Here is a 21,495-nt window from a genome sequence, read left to right on the forward strand (position 1 = left end):
CACGGTCTCCTTTCGTTTTTACGGGTTACAGGACGTCTCTTGGAAGAACCGCTCGGTCAGCACCTCGCTCACGAGTTCGACCAGCGCGTCGTCCCGGTCTTCGAGCGCGCCGAACAACCCGAGCGGAATCTCCCCGCCCGCCATCGCCTGATGCCCGCCGACGCTTCCCATGTCGTCGAAGGCCGTCATCAGGAGGTCGCCGGCGTGAATTCGCGGATTTCGGGTTCGAGCGCTCAGATGCACCGTCTCGTCGATGATGCCGAAGACGAGGGTCGTCGAGACGCCTTCGAGGTTGAGGAGGTAGTCGGCCGCCTGCGGGAGCGTGTCTCGCTCGGTGGTTCGCCCCGCGTGCGAAACGAGGTGCGACCCGCGGACGGTCCGATTTTGAATCGTGTCGGCGATGGAATCGAGCGTCTCGTGGGTGAACAACGAGTCCGAGAGTCGACGGAGGAGGTCCACGTCCGCGTGCGGATGCAGGTGTCGGGCGTTCGTGTACTCCGCTTCCGTCGCGCCCCGGGTGAACTCCAGCGTCTCCCGTCGAATCCCGAACAGCAGGGCCGTCGCCAATCGGGCGTCGAGTTCGACGTCCAGTTCCTGTAGATACTCCGTCAGCATGGACGCCGTCGCGCCGACGTGTTCGCGGTGGTCGACGTGCGTCCCTTCGACGCCCTCGTTCGGGTGATGGTCGATGACGATGTCGGGGACGCGTTCGACGGGAACGCAGTTGTTCTGTCCCGGAACCGCGTGGTCAACGAACCCGACGAGGTCGGTCGAATCGAGACACTCCTCGGTGAAGGGACGGAGGTCCACGTTCAACAGGTTGACCATGGCCCGGTTTTGCTGGTGGGTAATCTCGCCGCCGTAGTAGAGATCGATTCGGGAAACGTCCGCTGACTCCGCGATTGCGGCGAGTGCGAGCGCGCTGCTGATGCTGTCCGGGTCCGGGTTGTTGTGACAGACGACCGCGAGCGAGTCGGCACCGTTGAGGACGGAGAGCAGCGAATCACATCGGTCGATCGGTCGTACGTGGGGCGTATCGAGGGACATCGTTCGTCGAGGTCCACGACCGTACACTGCGGTCGAGAACGTGAAACGGGACATCGAGGACGAGGACCGTAGTTGTTATTGATTATGATATTGACAGTAGTGACTTCAGTGTCGGCCTACCGTCGACGAACCGGGCGGTATCTTCCCCCTTCGAACGAAGCGGCGGCGAGAAAGCATCCGATACGGGCGTTCTCGTCGCCGTTTCGGGGTTCGATTCATCCCGGAACTCGACGTGCGAAACGGAACGATACATTCTCGGTGGAGAGGCACACGAGAAACGAACGAACGTATGCGAATCGTCATCGTCGGCGCGGGTGAAGTCGGGTCGTCCATCGCGGCCAGCCTCTCCGATACGCACGAAGTCGTGGTCGTGGACCGGGACGGCGAACGAGTGGAATCGCTCACGTACACGCTCGACGTCCTCCCGATACAGGGGGACGGCACCTCCCTCGACACGTTACGGGACGCGGGTATCGAACGCGCTGACATGGTCATCGCCAGCACCGACGACGACGAGACGAACCTCGTCGTGTGCGGGACGGCGAAGACCGTGGACGATCCGTTCACCATCGCGCGCGTGAAGAAGGTCGATTATCTCCAGACGTGGGAGAACGCGAAAGCGGGCGCGTTCGGCGTCGACTTTCTGGTGTGTACGAACCTCCTGACCGCGACGGACATCGTCCGCGTCATCGGCCTTCCGGCGGCGCGCGACGTGGACCCGTTCGCCGGCGGAAAGGTCCAGATGGCGGAGTTCGAGGTACGGGGCGACAGTCCGCTGGCGAATCAGACGATTCGGCAGGCCGACCGGTTCGACTCGCTCACCTTCGCCGCCCTCATCCGCGACGGCGACGTGGACATCCCGCGCGGGGAGACGGTCATTCAGACCGACGACAAGGTTGTCGTCATCGGGAGTCCCGAGAGCGTCCAGCGGTTCGCCATGGAAGTCGCACCCGAGGAGGTATCCAACACGGACAAGGACGTGGTCATCATCGGCGGGAGCGAAATCGGTTTCCACACCGCTCGACTGCTCGAAAACCGCGACCTCAGCCCCCGACTCATCGAGCAGAACCCGACCCGCGCCCGAACGCTCGCCGAGGCGTTGCCGGGGACCGTCGTCATGGCGAGCGACGCCACGGATACCGACTTTCTGGTGCGGGAACACGTGGACGAAGCCGACGTGGTCGTCGCGGCGCTGGAAAACGACGAGAAGAACCTCCTCGTGTCCCTGCTGGTTCGCCAGCTCGGTGCGGAACGGGCCATCGCCATCGTCGAGAACACGGAGTACGTCTCCCTGTTCGAGACGGTGGGCATCGACGTGGTCATAAATCCGCGAGAAGTCACGGCGGAGGAGATAACGCGGTTCACCCGCGAGGAGCGCGCCGAGAACATCGCGCTCATCGAGAACGACCGCGCGGAAGTACTCGAAATCGAAATCGACGGCGACAGCGTCCTCCTCGATAGACCCATCAGTGAGGGCGTCGCCGACCTTCCCGACGGGGTCGTCATCGGCGCGATAACCCGGAACGGCGAGTTCATCGTCCCGCGCGGCGACACGACGGTGAAACGCGGCGACCACATCGTGGTGTTCGTCCATCGGGACGTGGTCGCCGAGGTGAGCGCCGCGCTATGACCGTTCGCATCGACTGGCGGGCCAGCGTGAGCCTCGTCGGAACGGTCGTGAAGTGGCTCTCCGTGCCGCTGGTGTTCCCGCTGCTCGTCGGCCTGTACTACGGGGAGGGTATCGGGACCTTCGTCACGACCATCGCCATCGCCGTCGTCGTCGGGTGGTCGCTCGAACGCGTCGAACCCGACCCCGAACTGGGCGTCCGCGAGGGGTTTCTGATGGTCGCACTGACGTGGTTCGCCGTGTCGATAGTCGGCGGTCTTCCCTACGTCATCGCCGGGAACGGCGTTTCGTTGACGAGCGCGTTTCCGTACATCGCCGTCACGTCGGGACCGTCCACGCTCGCACACCCCGTCAACGCGCTGTTCGAGAGCATGAGCGGGTTCACGACGACCGGCGCGACGGTGATGGGCGACATCTCCTTCGAGACGCACTCCCGCGCGCTGTTGATGTGGCGGCAGTTGACCCAGTGGCTCGGCGGGATGGGGATCGTCGTCCTCGCCGTCGCGATTCTGCCGGAACTGTCCGTCGGGGGCGCACAGCTCATGGACGCCGAAGCGCCCGGCCCCGGCATCCAGAAACTCACCCCGCGAATCGCGGAGACGGCGCGGGCGTTGTGGAAGGCCTACCTCGGCATCACCGCGCTCGAAATCGTTCTGCTGTTCGGCCTCCACGTTCTCGGAAAGGCGCTCGGGACGCCGCTCGCCCCCGGAATGACGTTCTACAACGCCGTGGCCCACGGCTTCACGACGATGGCGACCGGCGGGTTCTCCCCCGAGGCCCGGAGCATCGAGGCGTTTTCGGCCATCGTTCAGTGGGTCATCATTCCGTTCATGATCGCCGCGGGGACGAACTTCGCGCTGTTCTGGCACGTCCTGAACGGAAACCCGCGCCGCCTGTTCGAGGACGTGGAGTTCCGATTTTACGTCGGCATCTTGGCGGTCCTTTCGGCGATTCTGTCCGTCCTGCTGTACACCCATCAGGGGTTGGTGTCCGTTCCGGGCGGGCCGCCCGTCGCCGGGAACATCGAATCGTCGGTTCGCCACGCTACCTTCCAACTCATCTCCATCGTCACGACGACGGGCTATGCCAGCATGGACTTCAACACGTGGAACAGTTCCGCCCAGTACCTCATGCTGGCCGCGATGCTCATCGGCGGGTGTGCGGGTTCGACCGGTGGTGCCATCAAAATCGTTCGCTGGGTCGTCATCCTGAAATCGTTCCGCCGGGAACTGTTCACGAACGTCCACCCCGAGGCGGTCCGTCCGGTCCGCCTCGGCGGTCGCGCCCTCGATGAACGCGCGGTTCGCGGTATCTACGCCTTCACGCTCCTCTACGTGGTCATCTTCCTCGTCGCCACGCTGCTCCTCTTCCTCGACATCGAGCGGGCCGGACCGCAAATCACCACGCTCGAAGCCATGAGCGCCATCGCTTCGACGCTCGGGAACGTGGGTCCGGGATTCCAACTCGTCGGGCCGATGAACAACTACGTGCCCTTCTCCAACGGCGCGAAACTCCTCATGGTCGTCCTGATGTGGGTCGGACGGTTGGAAATCTTCCCGGTGTTCGTCCTGCTGACCGGCGCGTACTGGCGGTCGTAGGCGTTCGAATAATCGGCAAAAAGAGGGGGACGGCTACCCGAGGAGACGTTCCCGAACCGAGCGTTTTCGTTGCTTTTCCGCGAGCAGAACGGAGCAGTCGACGTCGTCCACGATGTCGAGCGCGAGCGACCCTCGGAACAGGCGCGCGAGGAGTCCTTCCTCCGTCGCGCCGATGACGAGCAGCGAACAGTCGGCCGCCGCGCGTTCGATGGCCGCTTCCACGTCGTCATCCTCCACGACGACGAGGTTCGCGTCGGAGATGTCGTGGTCCGTCGCCCAGTCAGCGAGGAACTCCTCGCCCGCTTCCCGCGACTCGTCCGTGACGTGGAGGAGCGAGAGTTCGGCGTCGTACTCCGCTTGCAGCATCTGTGCGATGGCCGCGCTGAGCGCGGAGTCCGGCCCGCCAGCGGTGGGAACGAGTACGCGACTGGGGTCGAACCCTCGGTTGCGAAGAACGACGACGTCGCACGGAAGCCCGTTCGTCAGTTCGTCGATGGCGCTCTCGGCCCGTCCGGGGGACCCGTGGCTGTCCTCGCCCCATCCCATGACCACGAGGTCAGCGCCGTGGGTTTGGGCCGCGTCGAATATCTCCTCGAACGAACGGTGTGAGAGGATCGTGTGCGTTTCGACGGGGACGCCGAACGTCTCGGCGTCGTTTCGCGCCCGTTCGAGGAGGTCCGCCGATTCGGCGTCCAGTTCCTCGACGTGCGCCGCGCCGCTCGCGAGCGGTGTCTGGTCCGGCACTTGGACGATGTGCGTCGCGACGACCGTTCCGCCGCGTTGGCTCGCCACGGCGCTGGCGAGCGAGATGAGGTCCGTCTCGTGTTCCGGGTTGGCCAGCGGCACCATCACGCGGTAGTCGCCGCCGTCCGGTTTCACGGACGTGGCCGCGGAGACGGCGGGTTCGGGCATCGTCTCGGGTTGGCTGAGGATGTGATCGGTGAGGATACCCTGTTTTTCGGTTTTCCCGCGAGCGTACAGGAAGTACCACCCGACCGCGCCGACGACGAAGGCGACGGCGAGCATCGGCGCGGCGATGTCGGCGGACGCCATGAAACCGATGAGGCCGAACGAGGTGATCGCCCCTAGAATCGGCGTGTACGGGTACAACGGGACGCGATAGTCGGGATGGTAACTCTCCGTGTCGGCCTCCCGCATCACGATGAGCGCGACGTTGAGCAATCCGTAGATAACGAGGTGGAGGACGCTTCCGGCCTTGGCGAGCACCTCCACGTCGCCGATGACGACGAACAGGAGGATGAGACCCCCCGTGACGCCGATGGAGCGGTACGGGGTGCTGAACCGGTCGTGGATGTCGTTGAGCCAGTTGCTCACCAGTTTATCCCGACCCATGGCGAAGTTGATGCGCGAGGACGCCAGAATCGATGCGTTCGCGCTGGAAGCCGTCGCGAGCAGGCCGCCGAACGTGAGTGCCACCGCTCCGGCGGACCCCATCAGCATGCCTGCCACTTCGACCACCGCGGTGTCGTTGTTCGCCACGACGTCGAGTTCGACCACGGAGAGGAGTACCAGCAACACCAGCGCGTAGATGATCGTCACGATGACGACGCTCCCGATGACGGCGCGCGGGAGGTTCTTTCCGGGGTTCTGAATCTCCTCGCCGACGGACGTGATTTGGACGAAGCCGAGGTACGAGACGAAGATGAGTCCCGTCGTCGGCAGCAGCGGCGTGATGCCGTTGGGCGCGAACGGCCGAAGCGTGGACAGGTCGGCGTGGAACGCGCCCACGACGGAGAACACCGTCAGAATCCCGACGAGCGTCACGACGATGATGTTCTGCAGTCGTCCCGTCTCCTTCGCGCCGACGTAGTTGACGAGGACGAACAGCGAACCGGCCACCAGTGCGCCGAGTTGTGCTGGCGAGAGGAAGCCGACGGAGGGGACGGACAGGAATTCGGTGACGTACTGGCCGAAACCCAGCATGTAGAACGCCGAGGCGAACGCCAGCCCCATCCAGTTACCCCATCCCGCAATGGAACCGAACAGCGGGCCGAGCGCATGATTGATGTAGTAGTACGCGCCGCCTGCCTTCGGCATCGCGGTGCCCAACTCGCTCGCGGAAAAGGCGGTCAGTACCGCGACGACGCCACCGACGATGAACGAGAGGATGACGAGCGGTCCGGCCTCCGCGGCGGCGACGCCGGGGAGGACGAAGATACCCGCGCCGATCATGGTCCCGACGCCGATGGTAAGCGCGGCGAGCGGTCCGAGGTCCTTCGCGAGTTCCTCGTCCGCCATCAGTTCGCCTCCGTGTCGGGGAGGACGACTATCGGCCGGTCGGTCTCCGTGACGAGCGTGTGCGCCACGTCCCCCGTGAGCAGTTGTATCCACCGACTCCCGCTGCGCGGCGAGAACACTATCGCCGTCGCGTCCACGTCGTCCGCCACGTCGAAAATGGCCTCCGCGACGTTCGTGCCGTAGGTGAGTTCCGTTTCGACCGGGATTCCGGCCGCGTCACAGCGATCCGTGATGACGGAAAAGATGTCCGCCGCCCGTTCTTCGCGCTGTTCGACCGACGCCTTGTCGGGAACCCCGCCGCCCTTCTCGACCACGTGAACGGCGACGACGCGGCCGCCGGCATCGGCGACGCGGCCGAGCGCCACGTCGCAGGTCGTCTCCGCATCCTCTTCGCTCGCAACCGGGAGAACGATTCGTTCGAACAGCCCCGTCATGTGACGTACCATCCGGTATCGATGACCTGTCGGGTGTACCGTCGCGTCGCGTCCGTCCAGTGTTCGATATCGGGAGTATCTCGAATGGCGTGGCGATGTGTCATACGTCCCCGTAATCTCCGAGGAGCGTGATAACGACTACGAAACCAGCCACATCATCACACTTCGACGGCCCACACCGTCACCGATTCGGAACAGCCGTACACCTCGCGGAACGCCCGGTCTACGAACTGCGCGATGCGGTTCGCGTCGGCTTTCGCGCTGATTCGCACGTTCGTCCCGTCCGCATCTTCGGGGCTCCGTAACTGCTCGATTTTGAACGCGGGGAACTCTCCAACCAGCGTCTTGAGCGCCTCCAACTCCTCGTCCGTACAGTCGAGGTTGAGCGTCCGGTCGCCGAACTGAATCCACGGCGGGAGTTCCTCTTCCGTCCCGTCCTCGTCGCCCGCGTCGCTGCCATCGTCTGCTTCCGACGCCGCTGATTTCGGTTCGGAATCGAAGTCCGGTTCGGACGCCGTTTCGAGGTCGGCGGTCAGCGTGCAAAACGGGCTTCCGCGCTCGCGGTGTGCGGTGATGGCGTCCACGACGAGTTTCCGTCGTTCAGTCGGGGTCGAAGCGCTGAATCGGGTCATACCGGTCGTTCGTCCTCGGCCCTCAAAAACCGGATGCTCCGCTCGGTTTCCGTAAGCCTTTATGCGAAGACGGTGCAGGTGAGTGCATGAACCCGAACATCCTGATTTTGGGTGCCCCCGGTGCTGGGAAAGGGACACAGAGCGCACGAATCGCCGAGGAATTCGGCGTCGAACACGTCACGACCGGCGACGCGCTTCGCGCGAACAAGCACATGGAGACGGAGTACGGAACTCCCGCGAGTTTCATGGACGAGGGCGAACTCGTCCCCGACGCCGTCGTCAACGAAATCGTCCAAGCCGCGCTCGCCGAGGCCGACGGCTACGTCCTCGACGGCTACCCGCGAAACCTCTCGCAGGCGGAGTATCTGGACGACATCACCGACCTCGACGTCGTTCTGTACCTCGACGTGGCCGAGGACGAACTCGTCGGTCGCCTCACTGGACGCCGACTCGACCCCGAGACGGGCGACATCTACCACGTCGATTACAACCCCGCCGAGGACGAAGCGGTAAAAGAACGCCTCGTCCAGCGCGACGACGACACCGAGGAGACGGTGCGTGAACGCCTCCGCGTCTACCGCGAGAACACGGAACCCGTCATCGACCACTACGACGACACGGGCGAACTCGTCCGCATCGACGGCGAGCAGACGCCCGACGAGGTGTGGGACGAAATCAAGGAAACGGTCGAGGACGAGGCCTGAAAGCGGTCTACTCGAAGGAGAGTTCTTTTTCCCCCGATTCCGCTGCTTCCGTTTCGATGAGCGTGTCGAGTCGCCCCTCGAACTCCGCCTCGTCGATGTCGCCGTTCGCGTAGCGGGCCCTGAGGACTTGCACGGCGTCGAGTTCGGTTTCTTCCGCTTCCTTTTCGACGACCGTTTCACCGCCGTCCCGAAGGTACCACACGAGGAATCCGAGAACGGCCACGATTCCGAGGAGATAGGACGCTTCCGAGGCGACGATTTCGATGGCACCCGTGAAGAAGACGGCAAACCCACCCAGTACGACCACACGCCAGAAGTCGTCTTCGGGGAGTATTTCACTCAGTTCGCTCACGCCATCGGGTTACGTGACAACGGTAAAAAATTTATCCTCTAACCGTTCATCCCTCGGCCGGTTTCCCCGCGTCAGTGGGGTCCGTTCGCCGCGCGCTCGTGTCGATGGCGAAGGTTGATTAACGCCGAATCCCAAACGTGCCACAATGGCACGGACAGCGCAGAAAGTAGAATCGCTCATCGCCGAGGACCCGGCGATGGCCGACGCCCTCTCGGTCATCTACGAGGAAACCGACGAAGGGTCGGACGAAGTCGAGTGGCGGGACGTCAACGACGACCTCACGAGCGGCCAGTGGGGTCGCCTGATAGAGAAGGGAATCCTCGTGGACGGCATCCACGGCTTCGAACTCGCGGACCCGGACGAGGTCGCGGACGCACTCGACGATTCCGGAACGGCGACGACGAGTACGACGTCCTCGTCGAGCGACGTGGACGACATCGAAACCACCTCGTGGTCGAAGTGGGACAAACTCGCGGCGGTGGCGAGCATCGGACTGTTCTTGGGCTACTCCCAGAACAACATCCGCGCCGCCGTCGGGCAGGTCGTCGACGTGGTGCTCGGTCCCATCGACGCCGCGCTCCCGTTCTACGTCGTCATCATGATCGTCGCGATGCTGACTGGCCTGTACACCACGCTCCTGCAGGACAACCTGATGGACATGGAGAAGATGGGCATGTATCAGGAGCGGATGAAGGACATCCAGAAGCGCCAGAAGGAGGCAAAGGAGAAGGGCGACGAGCAGGCGATGGAGCGCATCCGACAGGAACAGATGGAAGCCATGGGCGACCAGACGGGCATGTTCAAAGAGCAGTTCCGCCCGATGGTCTGGACGATGTTCATCACCATCCCGGCCTTCCTCTGGATGTACTGGCGCATCGGCGACGGTACGCCGGCAGTCATTCCGCACAAGGTTGTACTCCCCCTCGTCGGCGGGCCTTATGGATGGACGCATGGCGCGATCGGCCCGATGCAGACGTGGATTATCTGGTACTTCCTCTGCTCGATGGCGTTCACGCAACTCATTCGCAAGGCGCTGAACATCCAGACGACGCCGACGTAAGTTCAAAACCTCTTTCTTGGTTCCCGTTCGAGGGTACATATGTTATTGACCGTCTCAGGCCCACCGGGGAGTGGGAAGAGTACGACTGCGCACGGACTCGCGGACGCGTTCGGATTGGATCACGTGAGCGGCGGCGACATCTTCCGCGAACTCGCCGCCGAGCGCGACCTGACGCCCCTCGAATTCAACAAACTCGCCGAGGAGGACGAGGGGATAGACCGCGAACTGGACAAGCGACTCCGCGAGGTCGCCACGCAGGACGACGACGTCGTCCTCGAATCTCGGCTCGCCGGGTGGCTCGCCGGGGAGTACGCCGATTTCCGAATCTGGCTCGACGCGCCGCTCGACGTGCGCGCGGCCCGCATCGCGGACCGCGAGGACAAATCGGAAAAGCAGGCGGCGACCGAAACCCGCGCCCGAGCGGGCAGCGAGGCCCAACGTTACGAGGAGTACTACGGCATCGACATTACCGACCTCACCATCTACGACTTGAGCATCAACACCGCGCGGTGGAACCCGGACGACGTTCTCGCCATGCTGACGACCGCCGTCGAGAACTACGAATCGGACTTCGACGAGGGAAAGTACCCGATTACCGGCGTCTCATACGATTTCTGATGACGCTTCGCGGCCCACCATCCGAGCGTTCGCCCGCGGAACTACTCGAATTTGGGGTTGTCAACCTCGACAAACCGCCCGGCCCGTCGGCCCACCAAGTTGCGGCGTGGGTGAGAGACCTCTGTGAAGTCGAACAAGCGGCCCACGCGGGCACCCTCGACCCCAAAGTCACCGGGTGTCTGCCGACGTTGACCGGCGCGGCGACCCGCCTCTCGCAGGTCTTCCTCGAAGGGTCCAAGGAGTACGTGTCCGTCCTCGAACTGCACGAGACGGCTCCGGCCGACATCGAGGCTATCGTCGCCGAGTTCGAGGCACCGCTGTATCAGAAACCGCCCCGAAAGAGCGCCGTCTCGCGGAAGCTTCGCGTGCGCGAGATTTACGACTTGAACGTGTTGGAAGTACAGGACAGGAAGGCGCTCCTCAGGATTCGCTGCGAGAGTGGCACCTACATCCGCAAGCTCTGTCACGATATCGGCCTCGCGCTCGGAACCGGGGCGCACATGGGCCACCTCCGCCGGACGGCGACCGACCCGTTCGACGACACCGACCTCGTGACCTTACACGACCTCTCGGACGCGCTCGCCCGCTGGCGCGAGGAGGACGAGGACGACTGGCTTCGGGAAATCGTCCGCCCCGCGGAGGCCGCTCTGGCACACCTTCCGAGCGTGACCATCGCGCCGAACGCCGCCGAACAGGTGGCACAGGGCGCACAAGTGTATGCGCCGGGCGTCATCGAGGCCGAAGAAGCGGAGCAGGACCAACTCGTCGCCTGTCACACGCCGAACGGCGCGGCGGTCTGTCTCGGCCGAATGGTCGGGGATGCCGACGCTGAGTCGGGGACGGTCGTCGAACTGGAACGCGTTTTGGTTTAGGACTCGAAATCCATCACGTCGAACTCGTGGCCCCACTCGTTGCGGACGGTGGCGACGTTCCCCACCGGGATTTCTTCGGGGCCGTGAACCACTTCGTAGCCGTTTTGCCCGAAGTATTCGACCGATTCGGCCACGCTGTCCACGAGGTAGTGGACCATCCCCTGCGGTAGTTCTTCTTGTGTCGAGAGGACGAGTTCCGCGATTCCCTCCTCGTGACCGTCCATCGCGAACCCGGCTTGGTCTGGACGTTCCCACAACCGTTCCAGCCCGAGAACCTCTTCGTAGTGACGTTTCGCGTCCTCGAACGCCGATTTCGGAACGGTGTACAGCACGCAGCCGATTCGTTGCAGCGTCGGGGGATTCATTCGAAACTGTCGACATTCGAACTACATCATCGCATCGTTTCGCCTTCTCACCCACCGCTCCCGTTTTCCTCTGCCGCTTCGCACCCCTTTTTGCCGCGTGCGAATCACCTTCCGGTATGCAAGTCGGCACCGCGGAATCTTCCCCCGGCGAACTCGTCACGGGATGGTTGGACGTCACCGACCTTCCCACAGGAACGCCCGAGCGCCTCCCCGTCCTCATCGCGGAGGGCGAAGAAGACGGCCCGACGCTCTGGATAACGGCGTCGATTCACGGCAACGAGGTGACGGCACTCGCCACCGCACAGGACGTCATGCGGGAGGGGTTGGAATCGAGGATTCGCGGGACGGTGGTCTGTCTTCCCAATCTGAACCCCGCCGGTCTGCGCCGAACGACCCGCACCTCCTACTACCACGGCGACGATCCGAATCGCTACTTTCCCGACCCGGACGCGGACGGGTCGCGCCCGCCGCGCGTCCAGGAACTCATCGACGAACGGGTGTTCGACGCGTTCGCCGACTCGGCGGATGTGCTCGTGGACCTCCACACCGCGCAGGTCGGGTCGATTCCGTTCGTGATTCGGGATCGGGTGCTACATGGATCCGAGCGCGACGAGGACGAAGCCCGTGACCTCGCCGACGAACTCGAACGCCTCGTGGACGCCTACGACTTCCCGGTCATCAACGAGTACGCCGCCGAGGAGTACGTGGAGCAGAACCTCCAGCGCTCGACGGCGGGTGCGGCGCTGAACAGCGCCGGAATTCCCGCGTTCACCGTCGAACTCGGCGGCTTCGAGGTGGTCGAGGAGGACACCCGCGAGAAGGGCGTCGTCGGCCTGTTGAACGTCATGCGCGAACTCGACATGCTGCCCGGCGAACCGAAGCCAACCGGCCTCGATGCGCCCGTGGACTTTCCCGTCAAACGCGCCGTCCACCCGCACACCGAAACGGCCGGAATCGTCCGCCATCGCGTCGATGCCGGCGACACCTTCGAGGTGGGCGACGTCATCGCGGACATCGTCACGCCGCACGGCGAACCGAAGGCGACGGTGGAGACGGACCACGACGGGTATGTCGTGGGACGCTATCACGGGGTCGCAGCGTACGAAAACGACCCGGTCACGAGCCTCGCAGTGCGGGACGACGGCGACTTGGTGGTCCCTCGCTCGCAGGAATGAAACGAAGGGCTTAACATAGGCACTCTCCTTCTTCGAAACGTAGCGGGACCGTGGGGTAGTGGTATCCTCTGCGGATGGGGTCCGTAGGACCCGAGTTCGACTCTCGGCGGTCCCATTGTTTTGCGACGAACTGTTTCGTGAGTCGCAAAACTGTGACGAGCGCCGAGCGTCGCATCACGGCGCGGCCGAACCCCTCCATTTCGGCCGTCGTCGCTCGGTTTTTTCTTCCGAAGCAGGAAATCCAAATATTCTTCCCACGGCAGGGAAGACAGTTGGCCATGAGCCGGACCGTTGCTGTCGCACACTATCCGGAAGGTGCGGGACACGCGACCCGGATGCTGGCGGTGGCACAGGCATTGGAAGGGCCGGAGACGGATGTCGTCCTCGCGGGCGGCGGTCCGGGGTCCCAGTTCATCGAACACAACGGATACGAGGTCTATCGTCCGGCGACGGTCGATTACATCGGTGACTATCAGGGCGGGTCGATCTTCGACGTGTTGACGCGGAGCGTTCCGAACAGCGGACGGCGCGTGTTCGACTTCGTGCGGTGGCTTCGCCGCGAGGACCCCGCCGCCCTCGTGACGGACGACATGTTCGCGGCGATGGCGGCCCACTGCACGGACACGCCGCTGTACGTCCTCACCCACAACGCCGCGTCCTACTACGACGCCGCCATCGAGGAGGTGTTCACGTGGATTCTCAATCGCTATCAGGTTTCGGTGTCCCACGCGTTCTTCTATCCCGCAGTCTGGCCGCCGGACGGTGGCGACCCGCCGGGGGTCGTCCACATCCCGCCCATCGCCCTCGAACCCAACGGCACGGAGGCTCCCGACGACCTCGACGTCCTCCTCGTCCCGAGCACGTACACGACCAATTTCGTGGAACTCGCCCGCGAACTGGAAGCGGACGGCAACGACGTGACCCTCGTCGGCCACGACGGATGGGATTCGGTGCCGTCGCTCCTCCCGTGGATTCAGGCCGCGAACGTCGTCGTCTGCTCGGGCTACTCGACCGTGATGGAGGCCGCCGTGGCGGGAACGCCGTGTATCATCTACCCGTTCACCGACGAACAGCACGGCGTTTCGCGGGTCATCGAACGCCGCGGTCTCCGGGGTTTCCAGATCGAGCACTCGATTCCGCACGTCACCCGCGCGGTGCGCCATCCGCCCGAGGCCCCCGAGTACGAAAACGGCGCGGACCGAGCGGCCGAGTACGTCCTCGACCACATGGAATAGCTCGTCTCGGGGGTTCGTGAGATAGCACGGTAATTTGCCACTGCCGAAATCGCCATCCTCCTCTCGACTGACCGCTAGGTATGGCACAGGTGACGGTCGGCGGTCGACTCCACTTCGGCTTTCAGAACCTCTCGCTCGCCCACGAGAGACTGTACGGTGGGTTAGGAGTCGCAATTTCCTCGCCGACCGTCTCCGTCGAAGCGACGCCCGCGGGCGAGGTTCGCTGTGACGACTCGTGTGCGCGCGAGTACGCGAGCATGGCCACGGATCTGCTGTCCGTCCCCGGCACTGACGTGCGAGTCCACGAGACGTTACCGAGACACGTCGGCCTCGGGAGCGGGACGCAACTCGCGCTGGCAGTCTTCGCCGCCGTCGCACACGCGTACGGCACCGACCCCGACGTTCGTGAGTACGCACCCGCCCTCGACAGGGCAGGACGGAGCGGTATCGGGGTTTCGACGTTCGAACGCGGCGGCTTCGTCGTCGATGCCGGACACCCCACGGAGCGTTTCACCACCGACCGACCCGCACGAGGCGACTGGTCGGTCCCGCCTGTCGTCGCACGACACGACGTTCCCGAAAACTGGCGATTCGTCCTCGTCCTCCCGGACGCCGAACCGGGACGAAACGGCACCGACGAGGACGCGAGCATGCGCTCCGTGGTCGAACGGGCGGATCCGACCATCGCCGAGGACATCTCTTCGATACTCCTCCGGCGGGTCCTTCCATCGATCGCGGAGGCGGACCCGGAGCGGTTCGGGTCCGCCGTCGCGGAAATCGGCCGCCGAAACGGGGCGTGGTACGCCGACGAGCAGGGCGGCGTTTATCGACCGCCCGTCGGCAAACTCGTCACCGCGATGGAGTCCGCCCCGGCGGTATTCGGCGCGGGACAGTCGTCGTGGGGACCCGCGGTGTACGGCGTGACGACGCTGGAGATGGCCGACCGATCGGTCGAAGTCGCTCACGACGCACTCGATTCCACGGGCGTCGGCGGGGACGTGTTGCTCACGTCCGCGCGCAACGCCGGGGCGAGCGTAAACGGTAAACGTCAGGAATGAGAGAGGAAGACATGGACCGCATCCCGTTCGGCGTCTCGCAGTTCGACTCCCTCATCGACGGCGGGTCCCCGCCCGGAAGCGTCGTCTTGTTGGCCGGCGACGCCGGGGCGGGCGCACGCGAGTTCGCGTACACCAGCGCGACCATCAACGCCCTCGGCGACGCCGATTCGGACCTGTTCGAACTCCACTACGGGGCAGTCGATTCGCGCTCGTCGCTTCCCGACGAGATTCATTACGTCTCGTTTACCGCCAACGAACCCGAAATCGTCGGCGAACTCACGCACACCATCGACGAGTCGATCGTCTCACCGGCGTCGGAGGTCATCTCGTTCGAGGACCTTTCGGCCGAATACTTCCAACTGAGTCCGATTCCCAACGATTGGTACGTCCAAAAACGCCGCACCATCACAGACCTCGGTAGCAGTCACGAGCGTCGTGGCATCCTCGAAGCGCTCGGGGAATACCTCTCGAAGAACGCACCCGGGAACCTCGTCGTCATCGATTCGCTGACCGACTTATCCGCGCTCCCCGACGAGCAGGTGGACTGGAACCAGATGGTCATCCTCCTCAAAGGAATGAAGAAAGCGGCTAAGGCGTGGGGTGGCCTGATACTCGTCCTCGTCGCACAGGAGAGCCTGACCGGACGACAGATGGGGTCCCTGATGAGCGCGACGGACGGCACCATCAGTTTCGAGTGGGAAAGCGGCGGCAACGAACGCGCCCGGACCATGTTCGTCCGCGAGTATCGCGGCGTCCTCTCCAGTATCGAGGAAGAGAACATTGTCCGCTTCGAAACGGAGATACGGAGCGACGGGTTGGACATCAGCAATGTCCGCAAGATTCGGTAGGTCGGACTCCCGCGGTGCAAATTCGACGGTCGGTATCGATCCTCAAAACGACGCCACTTCGTTCGGAATTCCGCCCCGGGAAGGGCGAAACGTTAAGTCAGCGCTATGAGAAGTAGGTATCCAACCGAATGGAGAGCGAAGACGCGAGCCACGTTCCAGCGGTAGAGTTGCCGACGTCGGTTGCCCAGTGGGTGACCGAAACGGCCGACGAACTCGGTGTCTCCCGCCAGCGCCTCCTCTCCGAACTACTCGCAGCACACGGATCCCTCCACGAGGACGATGCGGATGTCGACGAACTGGACGAACTCCGCGAGGAGTTCATGGAAAAACTGACGGACGTCCGAGAGCGGGTCGTACAGATCAAACGCGAAACGGACGGGAAGGCCCCGGCGGACCACGACCATCCGGACCTGCGGGACGAACTGAACGGACTCCGGCAGGCGATGGACGCCGAAAACGACGAGGACGGTGAGGGCGACTTCGAGACCGTCGCGGAGGAAGTGGACTACCTCCGTGAACGCGTGACGGAAAACCGGAAACGGCTCGATTCCGGCTTCGAGAACTACGAGGAGGTCCTCGACTATCTCGCCGAAACGACCGACGAGTTGGACGGACGACTCGATGTCCTCGCACGTGCGCTCGTCTCGGTCCGCGACCAAGCCCGCATGCTCGCCACGGTGAACGCGACGCGGGCCGCCACCGCCGAACTCGCACGAACGGCCAACCGAAACGGCATCGAGAGTGCCAAGTGTGGCGACTGCGAGATGACCGTCACCATCGCGCTGCTGACCGACCCGTCCTGCCCGCACTGCGGCGCGACGTTCGAGGACATCGAACCCAAGCAGGGCTTCTTCGGGTCGAACTGGCTCGTCGTCGGTCGTCCACCGGCGCTGGAAGGCGACACCATCGACCCGGACGTCGACATCGACCCCGAGGCTGCCGACCTGTTGTCCGAGGTGACGGAGGAGTGAGCGACCGTTCCCCGAACCCGGAAGGAGCGGACGAACCGCTCTCCGGCCTCGTCTCGGACATCGAGGAACGTCGAAATCGGAAGTCGAAACGGGCCGATGACGCCTTCGAGGAGGTGGACGTCGGTGACGTCGACACCGACGAACTCTGGGACGACCTGCTGAACGAGGACGGCGGCGAACTGGTCGTGAGCGTCCCCCGAGAGGCGGGATGGGACGACCGCGACGTTCGCACGATTCCGAAGACGACCTGCCACGGGTGTCCGCACGTCGGCGACCCGCCGGACCTCAGGTGTACCCACGAGGGGACGGATATCCTGTCGATGCCCGACGTCGAGCACTTTCGAGTGGCGGACTGCCCGATGGTTGCGGACGAGGACGACTTCGAAACGGAGGAGTAGAAAATCGGGAGTTGACGTTGTGAACGACGGTTCGAACTCTTCAGCGAGAGCCACACCAACGCTAACGGGTCGATTTTGGTGCAGTCCCAATTTTAACTGCTGGGGACAAGCCCCGTCTGACAGTAATTGGTGCTTCGATTCTCTCATGCCACAAATAAGTCGAATTCCTTAATGTATTATCACCTGTACGGATATTGTTACGTATGCCGAAGTCAGAAACGAGGGCGTTCACTGGCGTCTCTGCCTATGACGGTCCCGCAGGGCTCGTAGCCTTCTCCATACTTGCGTGGACGTTTCTTGTCGAAGCTCAGCCGCTAGTCGGACTTCTACTCACGACTGCATTCGTCTCGACCTACGCGGCCGCACGTTTCGATAGTCTTGAACACGCTATTGTCTTTGTTTGCCTCTGGGCAGTTGTCACCGCGGCGGTTTTGTTCATGGGGACGCTCCTCGGCTTTGCTGTTGCCGCCGTCTCTGCGGTCGCTTGCTACGCTCTCTTGCGCGGCGCGTGGTGACCCACAACTCCTAGACGAAAGTCGTGCCCGATCGCCACGAACACGGGCGGTTGGGTCTGTTTCGATTGCAATTATGAGAGGAAGACCTCGAAAGCCCCCACCCGCTCGCGGCCGCTGTACGAGCCACTATTCTGGCCGAACGTGGCGGAGAGGCCAGAATAGTGGCTCGTACAGCCGACCATGCGGTGCGCGAACGGGTGGCCCCTTTCATTCCCCTCAACCGCATCCGCACCGCGGGCCACACCCTCCCCAGCCGATTCGCTCTGGTCGCTCACGTTCGTTCGTTCCTTCACTCATCCCTCGCGCGATAACCAGCAGACCCTCGGCCGATCGCTGGCCGAGGGTCTGCTGGCCCGCGCGCCCCTCGGTTGGACGGGGTGCACGATACTGGTCAAGGGCACGGCGCGCGACGGCGGGGCAGTAATTCATGCGGCTCGGCTACAAAAATCACAACAAAATCAACCACTGCTGTTCGTAATGAATGGGCAGTTTTTTGGACCGTCCTCGCAGTTGCTGTGCTCGCAGACCAATCAGAATCGGACAACTGGAGTCGCTCCGCTTCCACTCCAGTCTCTTCGCCGTCGTCTTCGTACGTGGCGCTTTTCACACTCGAAATACAACCAGTGGTATGCAATTTTGCGACGACTGTGGCTCCATGATGCGGACGATGGGGTCGAAGATGGTCTGCACGAACGACGACTGTCAGGCGACGGTGGCGAAGGACGAGGAGCGCGCCGCCGAGTTCGTCTCCACCGAGGCACAGGACGATTCGGACGTCATCGAGACCGAGGAGGGCGCGGATTTCGAGGGTAAACCGACCGCGAAGGACGTGCATTGCGACAAATGCGGCCACGACGTCGCGTGGTACACGATCAAACAGACCGCGTCCGCCGACGAGGCACCGACGCGGTTTTTCAAATGCAAGGAATGCGGCTATCGCTGGCGTGAATACAACTAATTATCATATCAAACTCCTTCGCATATTTTACCCGCAGACCGACGTTTTAGGTGCTGTGGTGCAGACACTCTGGTATGCGATTACATACCCGGGACGTTCGGCAGGACGTCCGCGAACTGGCTGGCTTGCTCGGCGACGTCCTCTCGCGACTCGCGTCGCGGGAGGCATTCGAGGCCGTCGAGACGGTACGAACCGGAGCCATCGACTACCGACATGGGGACGCGGCGTCCCGCGACGTACTTCGCGACGAAATCGACCGACTCCCGCCCGAGTTGGCCGGGCACGTCGCGCGGGCGTTCGCGACGTACTTCGAACTCATCAACCTCGCGGAAGAACGTCAACGCGTGCGCGCCATCCGCGAGGGAACGCAGGACGGGACGCTCGAAGACAGCCTTCGGGCCACCGCCGAAACGCTCGCCGAGGACGGTGCGGACTCGCAAACCGTCGAGCGAGTGCTGGAGGACGTGAACGTCGTTCCGACCTTCACCGCCCATCCCACCGAGGCGCGCCGGAAGACGGTCAAGGCGAAACTCCGTTCCGTCGAAGTCCTCCTCTCGGAACTCGACGAGCGCAGATTGACCGACCGCGAGCAGGATCAATTGGAACGCCGCTTGGAGAGCGAAGTGACCGGCCTCTGGGAGACGCGACAGGTCAGAAAGCGCCGCCCGGAGGTGGCCGACGAGGCGCGGAACGTCCTCTGGTACCTCGAAAACGTCCTCTTCGACATCGTCGGCGACGTGTACGACGAACTCGACCACACCGTCGGCGAGGAGTTCGACGTGGACGTGCCGGAACTGTTCGCCTTCCGGTCGTGGGCCGGGAGCGACCGGGACGGCAACCCGCACGTCACGCCCGAGGTGACGGCGGAAACCCTCGACCGTCAGCGCGAAGTCGTTCTGGAGCGCTACCGCGACGAACTGAAGCGCCTCTCCGGCGTGCTGAGTCAGGACGGCGACCGAATCGAGACGAGCAGTCTGTTCGATTCGAGCCTCGACACCGACCGCGAGCAACTCCCCGCCATCGCGGAGCGCGTGACGGAGCGCTACCCGGAGGAACCGTACCGCCAGAAACTCGCCCTGATGCGCGAGCGAATCGACCGCGTCGGCGACGTTCGCCCCGGCGGATACCACGACGCCGAGGAACTCCTCGCGGACGTGGACGCCATCGCCGACAGCCTCCGGAAGGACGGCGCGGAGAGCGTCGTCGATACGGAGGTGGACCCGCTTCGCCGCCGCGTCGAAACCTTCGGGTTCTCGCTCGCCGCGCTCGATTTGCGCGACCATCAAAAGAACCACACCACGGCGATCGCGGAGGCGCTGGCACGCGAGGGCTTCGACTACGATTCGATGGACGAGGACGAACGGGTCGAACTGCTGACCGACGCCATCCTGCAGGACGAACCCATCATCGATCTCGACACCGAGGGGCTTTCCGAGACAGCGAGCCGTGTTCTGACCCTCTTCTCGGAGACGGCCGTCTGGCAGCGCGAGTACGGCGCGGAGACCATCGACACCTACTGCATCAGCATGACCGAGGAGGCGAGCCACGTCCTCGAAGTGCTGTTCCTCGCGGACCAAGCCGGAATCGTGGACCTCCCCGGCTACTCCGGACTCGACGTGGTCCCCCTGCTCGAAACCGAGTACGCGCTCTCGGGCGCACGGCGCATCGTCGGCACCCTGTTCGAAAACGAGGCCTACGCCGCGGCACTCGAAGCGCGCGGCGGGACGCAGGAGATCATGCTCGGGTACTCCGACTCGAACAAGGAGAACGGCTTTCTGGCCGCCAACTGGAGCCTCTATCGGAATCAGAAGCGACTCGCCGAAATCACGGACGAGCACGACGTCACCCTTCGCCTGTTCCACGGGCGCGGCGGGTCGATTTCGCGCGGCGGCGGCCCGATGAACGAGGCGCTGCTGGCGCTCCCCAGGGAAACCGTCTCGGGCCAAGTCAAGTTCACCGAACAGGGCGAGGCCATCGCGGAGAAGTACGCGAACCCCGTCATCGCGGAGCGAAACGTCGAACAGATGCTCGACGCCCAGATTCGGGCGCGATACGCCGCACTGGAGGACGACGAGGAGACGATTCCCGACGAGTGGGAGGAAGCGATGGACGTCGCGGCCGACGCCGCCCGCGACGCCTACCGCGACCTGCTCGAATCCGACGGCTTCGTCTCGTACTTCGAGGAGACGACGCCGATAACGGTCATCGAGGACCTGAACCTCGGGTCGCGCCCCGCCTCCCGCTCCGGCGAACGGACCGTGGAGGACCTCCGCGCGATTCCGTGGGTGTTCTCGTGGACCCAAAGCCGCTGTATCCTGCCGGGATGGTACTCGCTCGCCAAGGGATTGGACGCCTACGGCGACGTCGAAACCCTCCGCGAGATGTACGAGGAGTGGCCGTTCTTCAGGACCACCATCGACAACGCCGCGATGGCGCTGGCTCGAACCGACCTCGAAATCACGGCGGAGTACGCGGACCTCGCGCCGAAGAACCTGCGCGAGGAGTTCTTCCCCGAACTCGAAGCGGAGTACGAACGCTCCGCCGAACTCGTGTTGGACATCACCGGACGCGATGACCTCCTCTCGCGCGAGTGGCTTCGGGAGAGCCTCGACCGGCGGAACCCCTACGTGGACCCGCTCAACCTCCTCCAAGTGCGCCTGCTTCGTCAGTCGCACCTCACGGAGACGGAGCGCCGGACGCTCCGGTTGACCGTGACCGGTGTCGCGGCGGGGATGAAGAACACGGGATAGCGTCGAGGGGATTTTTTAT

At 63.8% G+C, this 21,495-nt stretch carries 22 protein-coding genes and 1 tRNA gene; 16 read left to right on the forward strand and 7 right to left on the reverse strand.

Annotated elements, in window-relative coordinates; genetic code table 11:
• Nucleotides 1–18 precede the first annotated feature (18 nt).
• Nucleotides 19–1,047 carry a bifunctional oligoribonuclease/PAP phosphatase NrnA gene (locus ACGYLY_RS01660; protein ID WP_395283787.1) on the reverse strand — a complete coding sequence of 343 codons (1,029 nt, stop codon included), beginning with the start codon at nt 1,045–1,047 and terminating at the stop codon, nt 19–21.
• Between the two features lie 289 nt (nt 1,048–1,336).
• On the opposite strand from ACGYLY_RS01660, the gene trkA reads away from it, so the two are divergent.
• Nucleotides 1,337–2,677, forward strand: a complete 1,341-nt coding sequence (gene trkA, locus ACGYLY_RS01665) for a Trk system potassium transporter TrkA (RefSeq protein ID WP_395283788.1) — start codon at nt 1,337–1,339, stop codon at nt 2,675–2,677.
• Nucleotides 2,674–4,272, forward strand: coding sequence for a TrkH family potassium uptake protein (locus ACGYLY_RS01670; protein WP_395283789.1), 1,599 nt, complete (start codon nt 2,674–2,676; stop codon nt 4,270–4,272). The genes trkA and ACGYLY_RS01670 overlap by 4 nt, the downstream gene beginning before the upstream one ends.
• A gap of 33 nt (nt 4,273–4,305) precedes the next feature.
• Here ACGYLY_RS01670 and ACGYLY_RS01675 read toward each other — a convergent pair whose 3' ends face one another.
• The 3 genes from ACGYLY_RS01675 to ACGYLY_RS01685 all read right to left on the reverse strand — a co-directional run bounded on the left by ACGYLY_RS01675 (nt 4,306) and on the right by ACGYLY_RS01685 (nt 7,597).
• Nucleotides 4,306–6,531, reverse strand: a complete 2,226-nt coding sequence (locus tag ACGYLY_RS01675; RefSeq protein WP_395283790.1) for an amino acid permease — start codon at nt 6,529–6,531, stop codon at nt 4,306–4,308.
• Nucleotides 6,531–6,965, reverse strand: a complete 435-nt coding sequence (locus ACGYLY_RS01680; RefSeq protein ID WP_395283791.1) for a universal stress protein — start codon at nt 6,963–6,965, stop codon at nt 6,531–6,533. The genes ACGYLY_RS01675 and ACGYLY_RS01680 overlap by 1 nt, the downstream gene beginning before the upstream one ends.
• 158 nt (nt 6,966–7,123) lie before the next feature.
• Entirely contained in the window at nt 7,124–7,597 is a 474-nt protein-coding gene (locus ACGYLY_RS01685) for a hypothetical protein (protein ID WP_395283792.1), read from the reverse strand.
• Between the two features lie 86 nt (nt 7,598–7,683).
• Between ACGYLY_RS01685 and ACGYLY_RS01690 the strand changes: the two genes are divergently transcribed.
• The gene (locus tag ACGYLY_RS01690; RefSeq protein ID WP_395283793.1) at nt 7,684–8,301 is read left to right on the forward strand and encodes an adenylate kinase; all 618 of its coding nucleotides are present in this window, start codon (nt 7,684–7,686) and stop codon (nt 8,299–8,301) included.
• A gap of 7 nt (nt 8,302–8,308) precedes the next feature.
• Here ACGYLY_RS01690 and ACGYLY_RS01695 read toward each other — a convergent pair whose 3' ends face one another.
• Nucleotides 8,309–8,653, reverse strand: coding sequence for an SHOCT domain-containing protein (locus ACGYLY_RS01695; RefSeq protein WP_395283794.1), 345 nt, complete (start codon nt 8,651–8,653; stop codon nt 8,309–8,311).
• Nucleotides 8,654–8,798: 145 nt separating this feature from the next.
• Between ACGYLY_RS01695 and ACGYLY_RS01700 the strand changes: the two genes are divergently transcribed.
• From ACGYLY_RS01700 to ACGYLY_RS01710, 3 genes are read left to right on the forward strand one after another with little or no spacing between them, the layout of a single operon-like run.
• Nucleotides 8,799–9,713 (forward strand): DUF106 domain-containing protein, encoded by a 915-nt coding sequence (locus ACGYLY_RS01700; protein ID WP_395283795.1) that lies wholly within the window; start codon nt 8,799–8,801, stop codon nt 9,711–9,713.
• Between the two features lie 39 nt (nt 9,714–9,752).
• Nucleotides 9,753–10,331, forward strand: coding sequence for a (d)CMP kinase (gene cmk, locus ACGYLY_RS01705; protein WP_395283796.1), 579 nt, complete (start codon nt 9,753–9,755; stop codon nt 10,329–10,331).
• Nucleotides 10,331–11,203: an RNA-guided pseudouridylation complex pseudouridine synthase subunit Cbf5 gene (locus ACGYLY_RS01710; protein WP_395283797.1), complete on the forward strand. Its 873-nt coding sequence runs from the start codon at nt 10,331–10,333 to the stop codon at nt 11,201–11,203. Before cmk ends, ACGYLY_RS01710 begins: the two co-directional genes overlap by 1 nt.
• Here ACGYLY_RS01710 and ACGYLY_RS01715 read toward each other — a convergent pair.
• Nucleotides 11,200–11,568 carry a VOC family protein gene (locus ACGYLY_RS01715; protein WP_395283798.1) on the reverse strand — a complete coding sequence of 123 codons (369 nt, stop codon included), beginning with the start codon at nt 11,566–11,568 and terminating at the stop codon, nt 11,200–11,202. The two genes, ACGYLY_RS01710 and ACGYLY_RS01715, sit on opposite strands and share 4 nt — an antisense overlap.
• A 116-nt stretch (nt 11,569–11,684) precedes the next feature.
• Here ACGYLY_RS01715 and ACGYLY_RS01720 point away from each other — a divergent pair, with 116 nt between their 5' ends.
• The 8 genes from ACGYLY_RS01720 (at nt 11,685) to ACGYLY_RS01755 (ending at nt 17,768) form a co-directional block, all read left to right on the forward strand.
• Nucleotides 11,685–12,743 carry a succinylglutamate desuccinylase/aspartoacylase family protein gene (locus ACGYLY_RS01720; RefSeq protein WP_395283799.1) on the forward strand — a complete coding sequence of 353 codons (1,059 nt, stop codon included), beginning with the start codon at nt 11,685–11,687 and terminating at the stop codon, nt 12,741–12,743.
• Nucleotides 12,744–12,787: 44 nt separating this feature from the next.
• Nucleotides 12,788–12,858: transfer RNA gene (locus ACGYLY_RS01725), tRNA-Pro, on the forward strand.
• Between the two features lie 163 nt (nt 12,859–13,021).
• Nucleotides 13,022–13,978 (forward strand): glycosyltransferase, encoded by a 957-nt coding sequence (locus tag ACGYLY_RS01730; RefSeq protein WP_395283800.1) that lies wholly within the window; start codon nt 13,022–13,024, stop codon nt 13,976–13,978.
• Between the two features lie 80 nt (nt 13,979–14,058).
• On the forward strand, nt 14,059–15,036 hold the full coding sequence (locus ACGYLY_RS01735; protein WP_395283801.1) for a beta-ribofuranosylaminobenzene 5'-phosphate synthase family protein: 978 nt from the start codon (nt 14,059–14,061) through the stop codon (nt 15,034–15,036).
• Between the two features lie 11 nt (nt 15,037–15,047).
• On the forward strand, nt 15,048–15,884 hold the full coding sequence (locus ACGYLY_RS01740; protein ID WP_395284186.1) for an RAD55 family ATPase: 837 nt from the start codon (nt 15,048–15,050) through the stop codon (nt 15,882–15,884).
• A gap of 128 nt (nt 15,885–16,012) precedes the next feature.
• The gene (locus ACGYLY_RS01745) at nt 16,013–16,855 is read left to right on the forward strand and encodes a hypothetical protein (protein WP_395283802.1); all 843 of its coding nucleotides are present in this window, start codon (nt 16,013–16,015) and stop codon (nt 16,853–16,855) included.
• Entirely contained in the window at nt 16,852–17,253 is a 402-nt protein-coding gene (locus tag ACGYLY_RS01750; protein ID WP_395283803.1) for a hypothetical protein, read from the forward strand. Before ACGYLY_RS01745 ends, ACGYLY_RS01750 begins: the two co-directional genes overlap by 4 nt.
• A gap of 203 nt (nt 17,254–17,456) precedes the next feature.
• Complete coding sequence (locus ACGYLY_RS01755) at nt 17,457–17,768, forward strand: Duffy blood group (RefSeq protein WP_395283804.1); 312 nt, start codon at nt 17,457–17,459, stop codon at nt 17,766–17,768.
• A 216-nt stretch (nt 17,769–17,984) separates the two neighbouring features.
• Here the strand turns inward: ACGYLY_RS01755 and ACGYLY_RS01760 are convergent, their stop codons facing one another.
• On the reverse strand, nt 17,985–18,197 hold the full coding sequence (locus tag ACGYLY_RS01760) for a hypothetical protein (RefSeq protein WP_395283805.1): 213 nt from the start codon (nt 18,195–18,197) through the stop codon (nt 17,985–17,987).
• 199 nt (nt 18,198–18,396) lie between these two features.
• On the opposite strand from ACGYLY_RS01760, the gene ACGYLY_RS01765 reads away from it, so the two are divergent.
• Both ACGYLY_RS01765 and ppc read left to right on the forward strand, forming a co-directional pair.
• Nucleotides 18,397–18,726, forward strand: a complete 330-nt coding sequence (locus ACGYLY_RS01765; protein ID WP_395283806.1) for a transcription factor S — start codon at nt 18,397–18,399, stop codon at nt 18,724–18,726.
• A gap of 74 nt (nt 18,727–18,800) precedes the next feature.
• On the forward strand, nt 18,801–21,476 hold the full coding sequence (gene ppc, locus ACGYLY_RS01770) for a phosphoenolpyruvate carboxylase (RefSeq protein WP_395283807.1): 2,676 nt from the start codon (nt 18,801–18,803) through the stop codon (nt 21,474–21,476).
• The last annotated feature ends 19 nt before the right edge of the window (nt 21,477–21,495 follow it).

Source organism: Haladaptatus sp. CMAA 1909 (assembly GCF_043952005.1).
Classification (GTDB): Archaea; Halobacteriota; Halobacteria; order Halobacteriales; family Haladaptataceae; genus Haladaptatus.

Excerpts from the sequence above, each read along its gene's own strand:
- ACGYLY_RS01745 (WP_395283802.1), top strand. The coding sequence starts at position 16,013 with ATGGAGAGCGAAGACGCGAGCCACGTTCCAGCGGTAGAGTTGCCGACG.
- ACGYLY_RS01755 (WP_395283804.1), top strand. The coding sequence starts at position 17,457 with ATGCCGAAGTCAGAAACGAGGGCGTTCACTGGCGTCTCTGCCTATGAC.
- ACGYLY_RS01700 (WP_395283795.1), top strand. The coding sequence starts at position 8,799 with ATGGCACGGACAGCGCAGAAAGTAGAATCGCTCATCGCCGAGGACCCG.
- ACGYLY_RS01740 (WP_395284186.1), top strand. The coding sequence starts at position 15,048 with ATGGACCGCATCCCGTTCGGCGTCTCGCAGTTCGACTCCCTCATCGAC.
- cmk (WP_395283796.1), top strand. The coding sequence starts at position 9,753 with ATGTTATTGACCGTCTCAGGCCCACCGGGGAGTGGGAAGAGTACGACT.
- ACGYLY_RS01720 (WP_395283799.1), top strand. The coding sequence starts at position 11,685 with ATGCAAGTCGGCACCGCGGAATCTTCCCCCGGCGAACTCGTCACGGGA.
- ACGYLY_RS01670 (WP_395283789.1), top strand. The coding sequence starts at position 2,674 with ATGACCGTTCGCATCGACTGGCGGGCCAGCGTGAGCCTCGTCGGAACG.
- ACGYLY_RS01690 (WP_395283793.1), top strand. The coding sequence starts at position 7,684 with ATGAACCCGAACATCCTGATTTTGGGTGCCCCCGGTGCTGGGAAAGGG.
- ACGYLY_RS01685 (WP_395283792.1), bottom strand. The coding sequence starts at position 7,597 with ATGACCCGATTCAGCGCTTCGACCCCGACTGAACGACGGAAACTCGTC.
- ACGYLY_RS01660 (WP_395283787.1), bottom strand. The coding sequence starts at position 1,047 with ATGTCCCTCGATACGCCCCACGTACGACCGATCGACCGATGTGATTCG.
- ACGYLY_RS01680 (WP_395283791.1), bottom strand. The coding sequence starts at position 6,965 with ATGACGGGGCTGTTCGAACGAATCGTTCTCCCGGTTGCGAGCGAAGAG.
- ACGYLY_RS01760 (WP_395283805.1), bottom strand. The coding sequence starts at position 18,197 with ATGAATTACTGCCCCGCCGTCGCGCGCCGTGCCCTTGACCAGTATCGT.
- ppc (WP_395283807.1), top strand. The coding sequence starts at position 18,801 with ATGCGATTACATACCCGGGACGTTCGGCAGGACGTCCGCGAACTGGCT.
- ACGYLY_RS01710 (WP_395283797.1), top strand. The coding sequence starts at position 10,331 with ATGACGCTTCGCGGCCCACCATCCGAGCGTTCGCCCGCGGAACTACTC.
- ACGYLY_RS01675 (WP_395283790.1), bottom strand. The coding sequence starts at position 6,531 with ATGGCGGACGAGGAACTCGCGAAGGACCTCGGACCGCTCGCCGCGCTT.
- ACGYLY_RS01730 (WP_395283800.1), top strand. The coding sequence starts at position 13,022 with ATGAGCCGGACCGTTGCTGTCGCACACTATCCGGAAGGTGCGGGACAC.
- ACGYLY_RS01735 (WP_395283801.1), top strand. The coding sequence starts at position 14,059 with ATGGCACAGGTGACGGTCGGCGGTCGACTCCACTTCGGCTTTCAGAAC.
- trkA (WP_395283788.1), top strand. The coding sequence starts at position 1,337 with ATGCGAATCGTCATCGTCGGCGCGGGTGAAGTCGGGTCGTCCATCGCG.
- ACGYLY_RS01715 (WP_395283798.1), bottom strand. The coding sequence starts at position 11,568 with ATGAATCCCCCGACGCTGCAACGAATCGGCTGCGTGCTGTACACCGTT.
- ACGYLY_RS01765 (WP_395283806.1), top strand. The coding sequence starts at position 18,397 with ATGCAATTTTGCGACGACTGTGGCTCCATGATGCGGACGATGGGGTCG.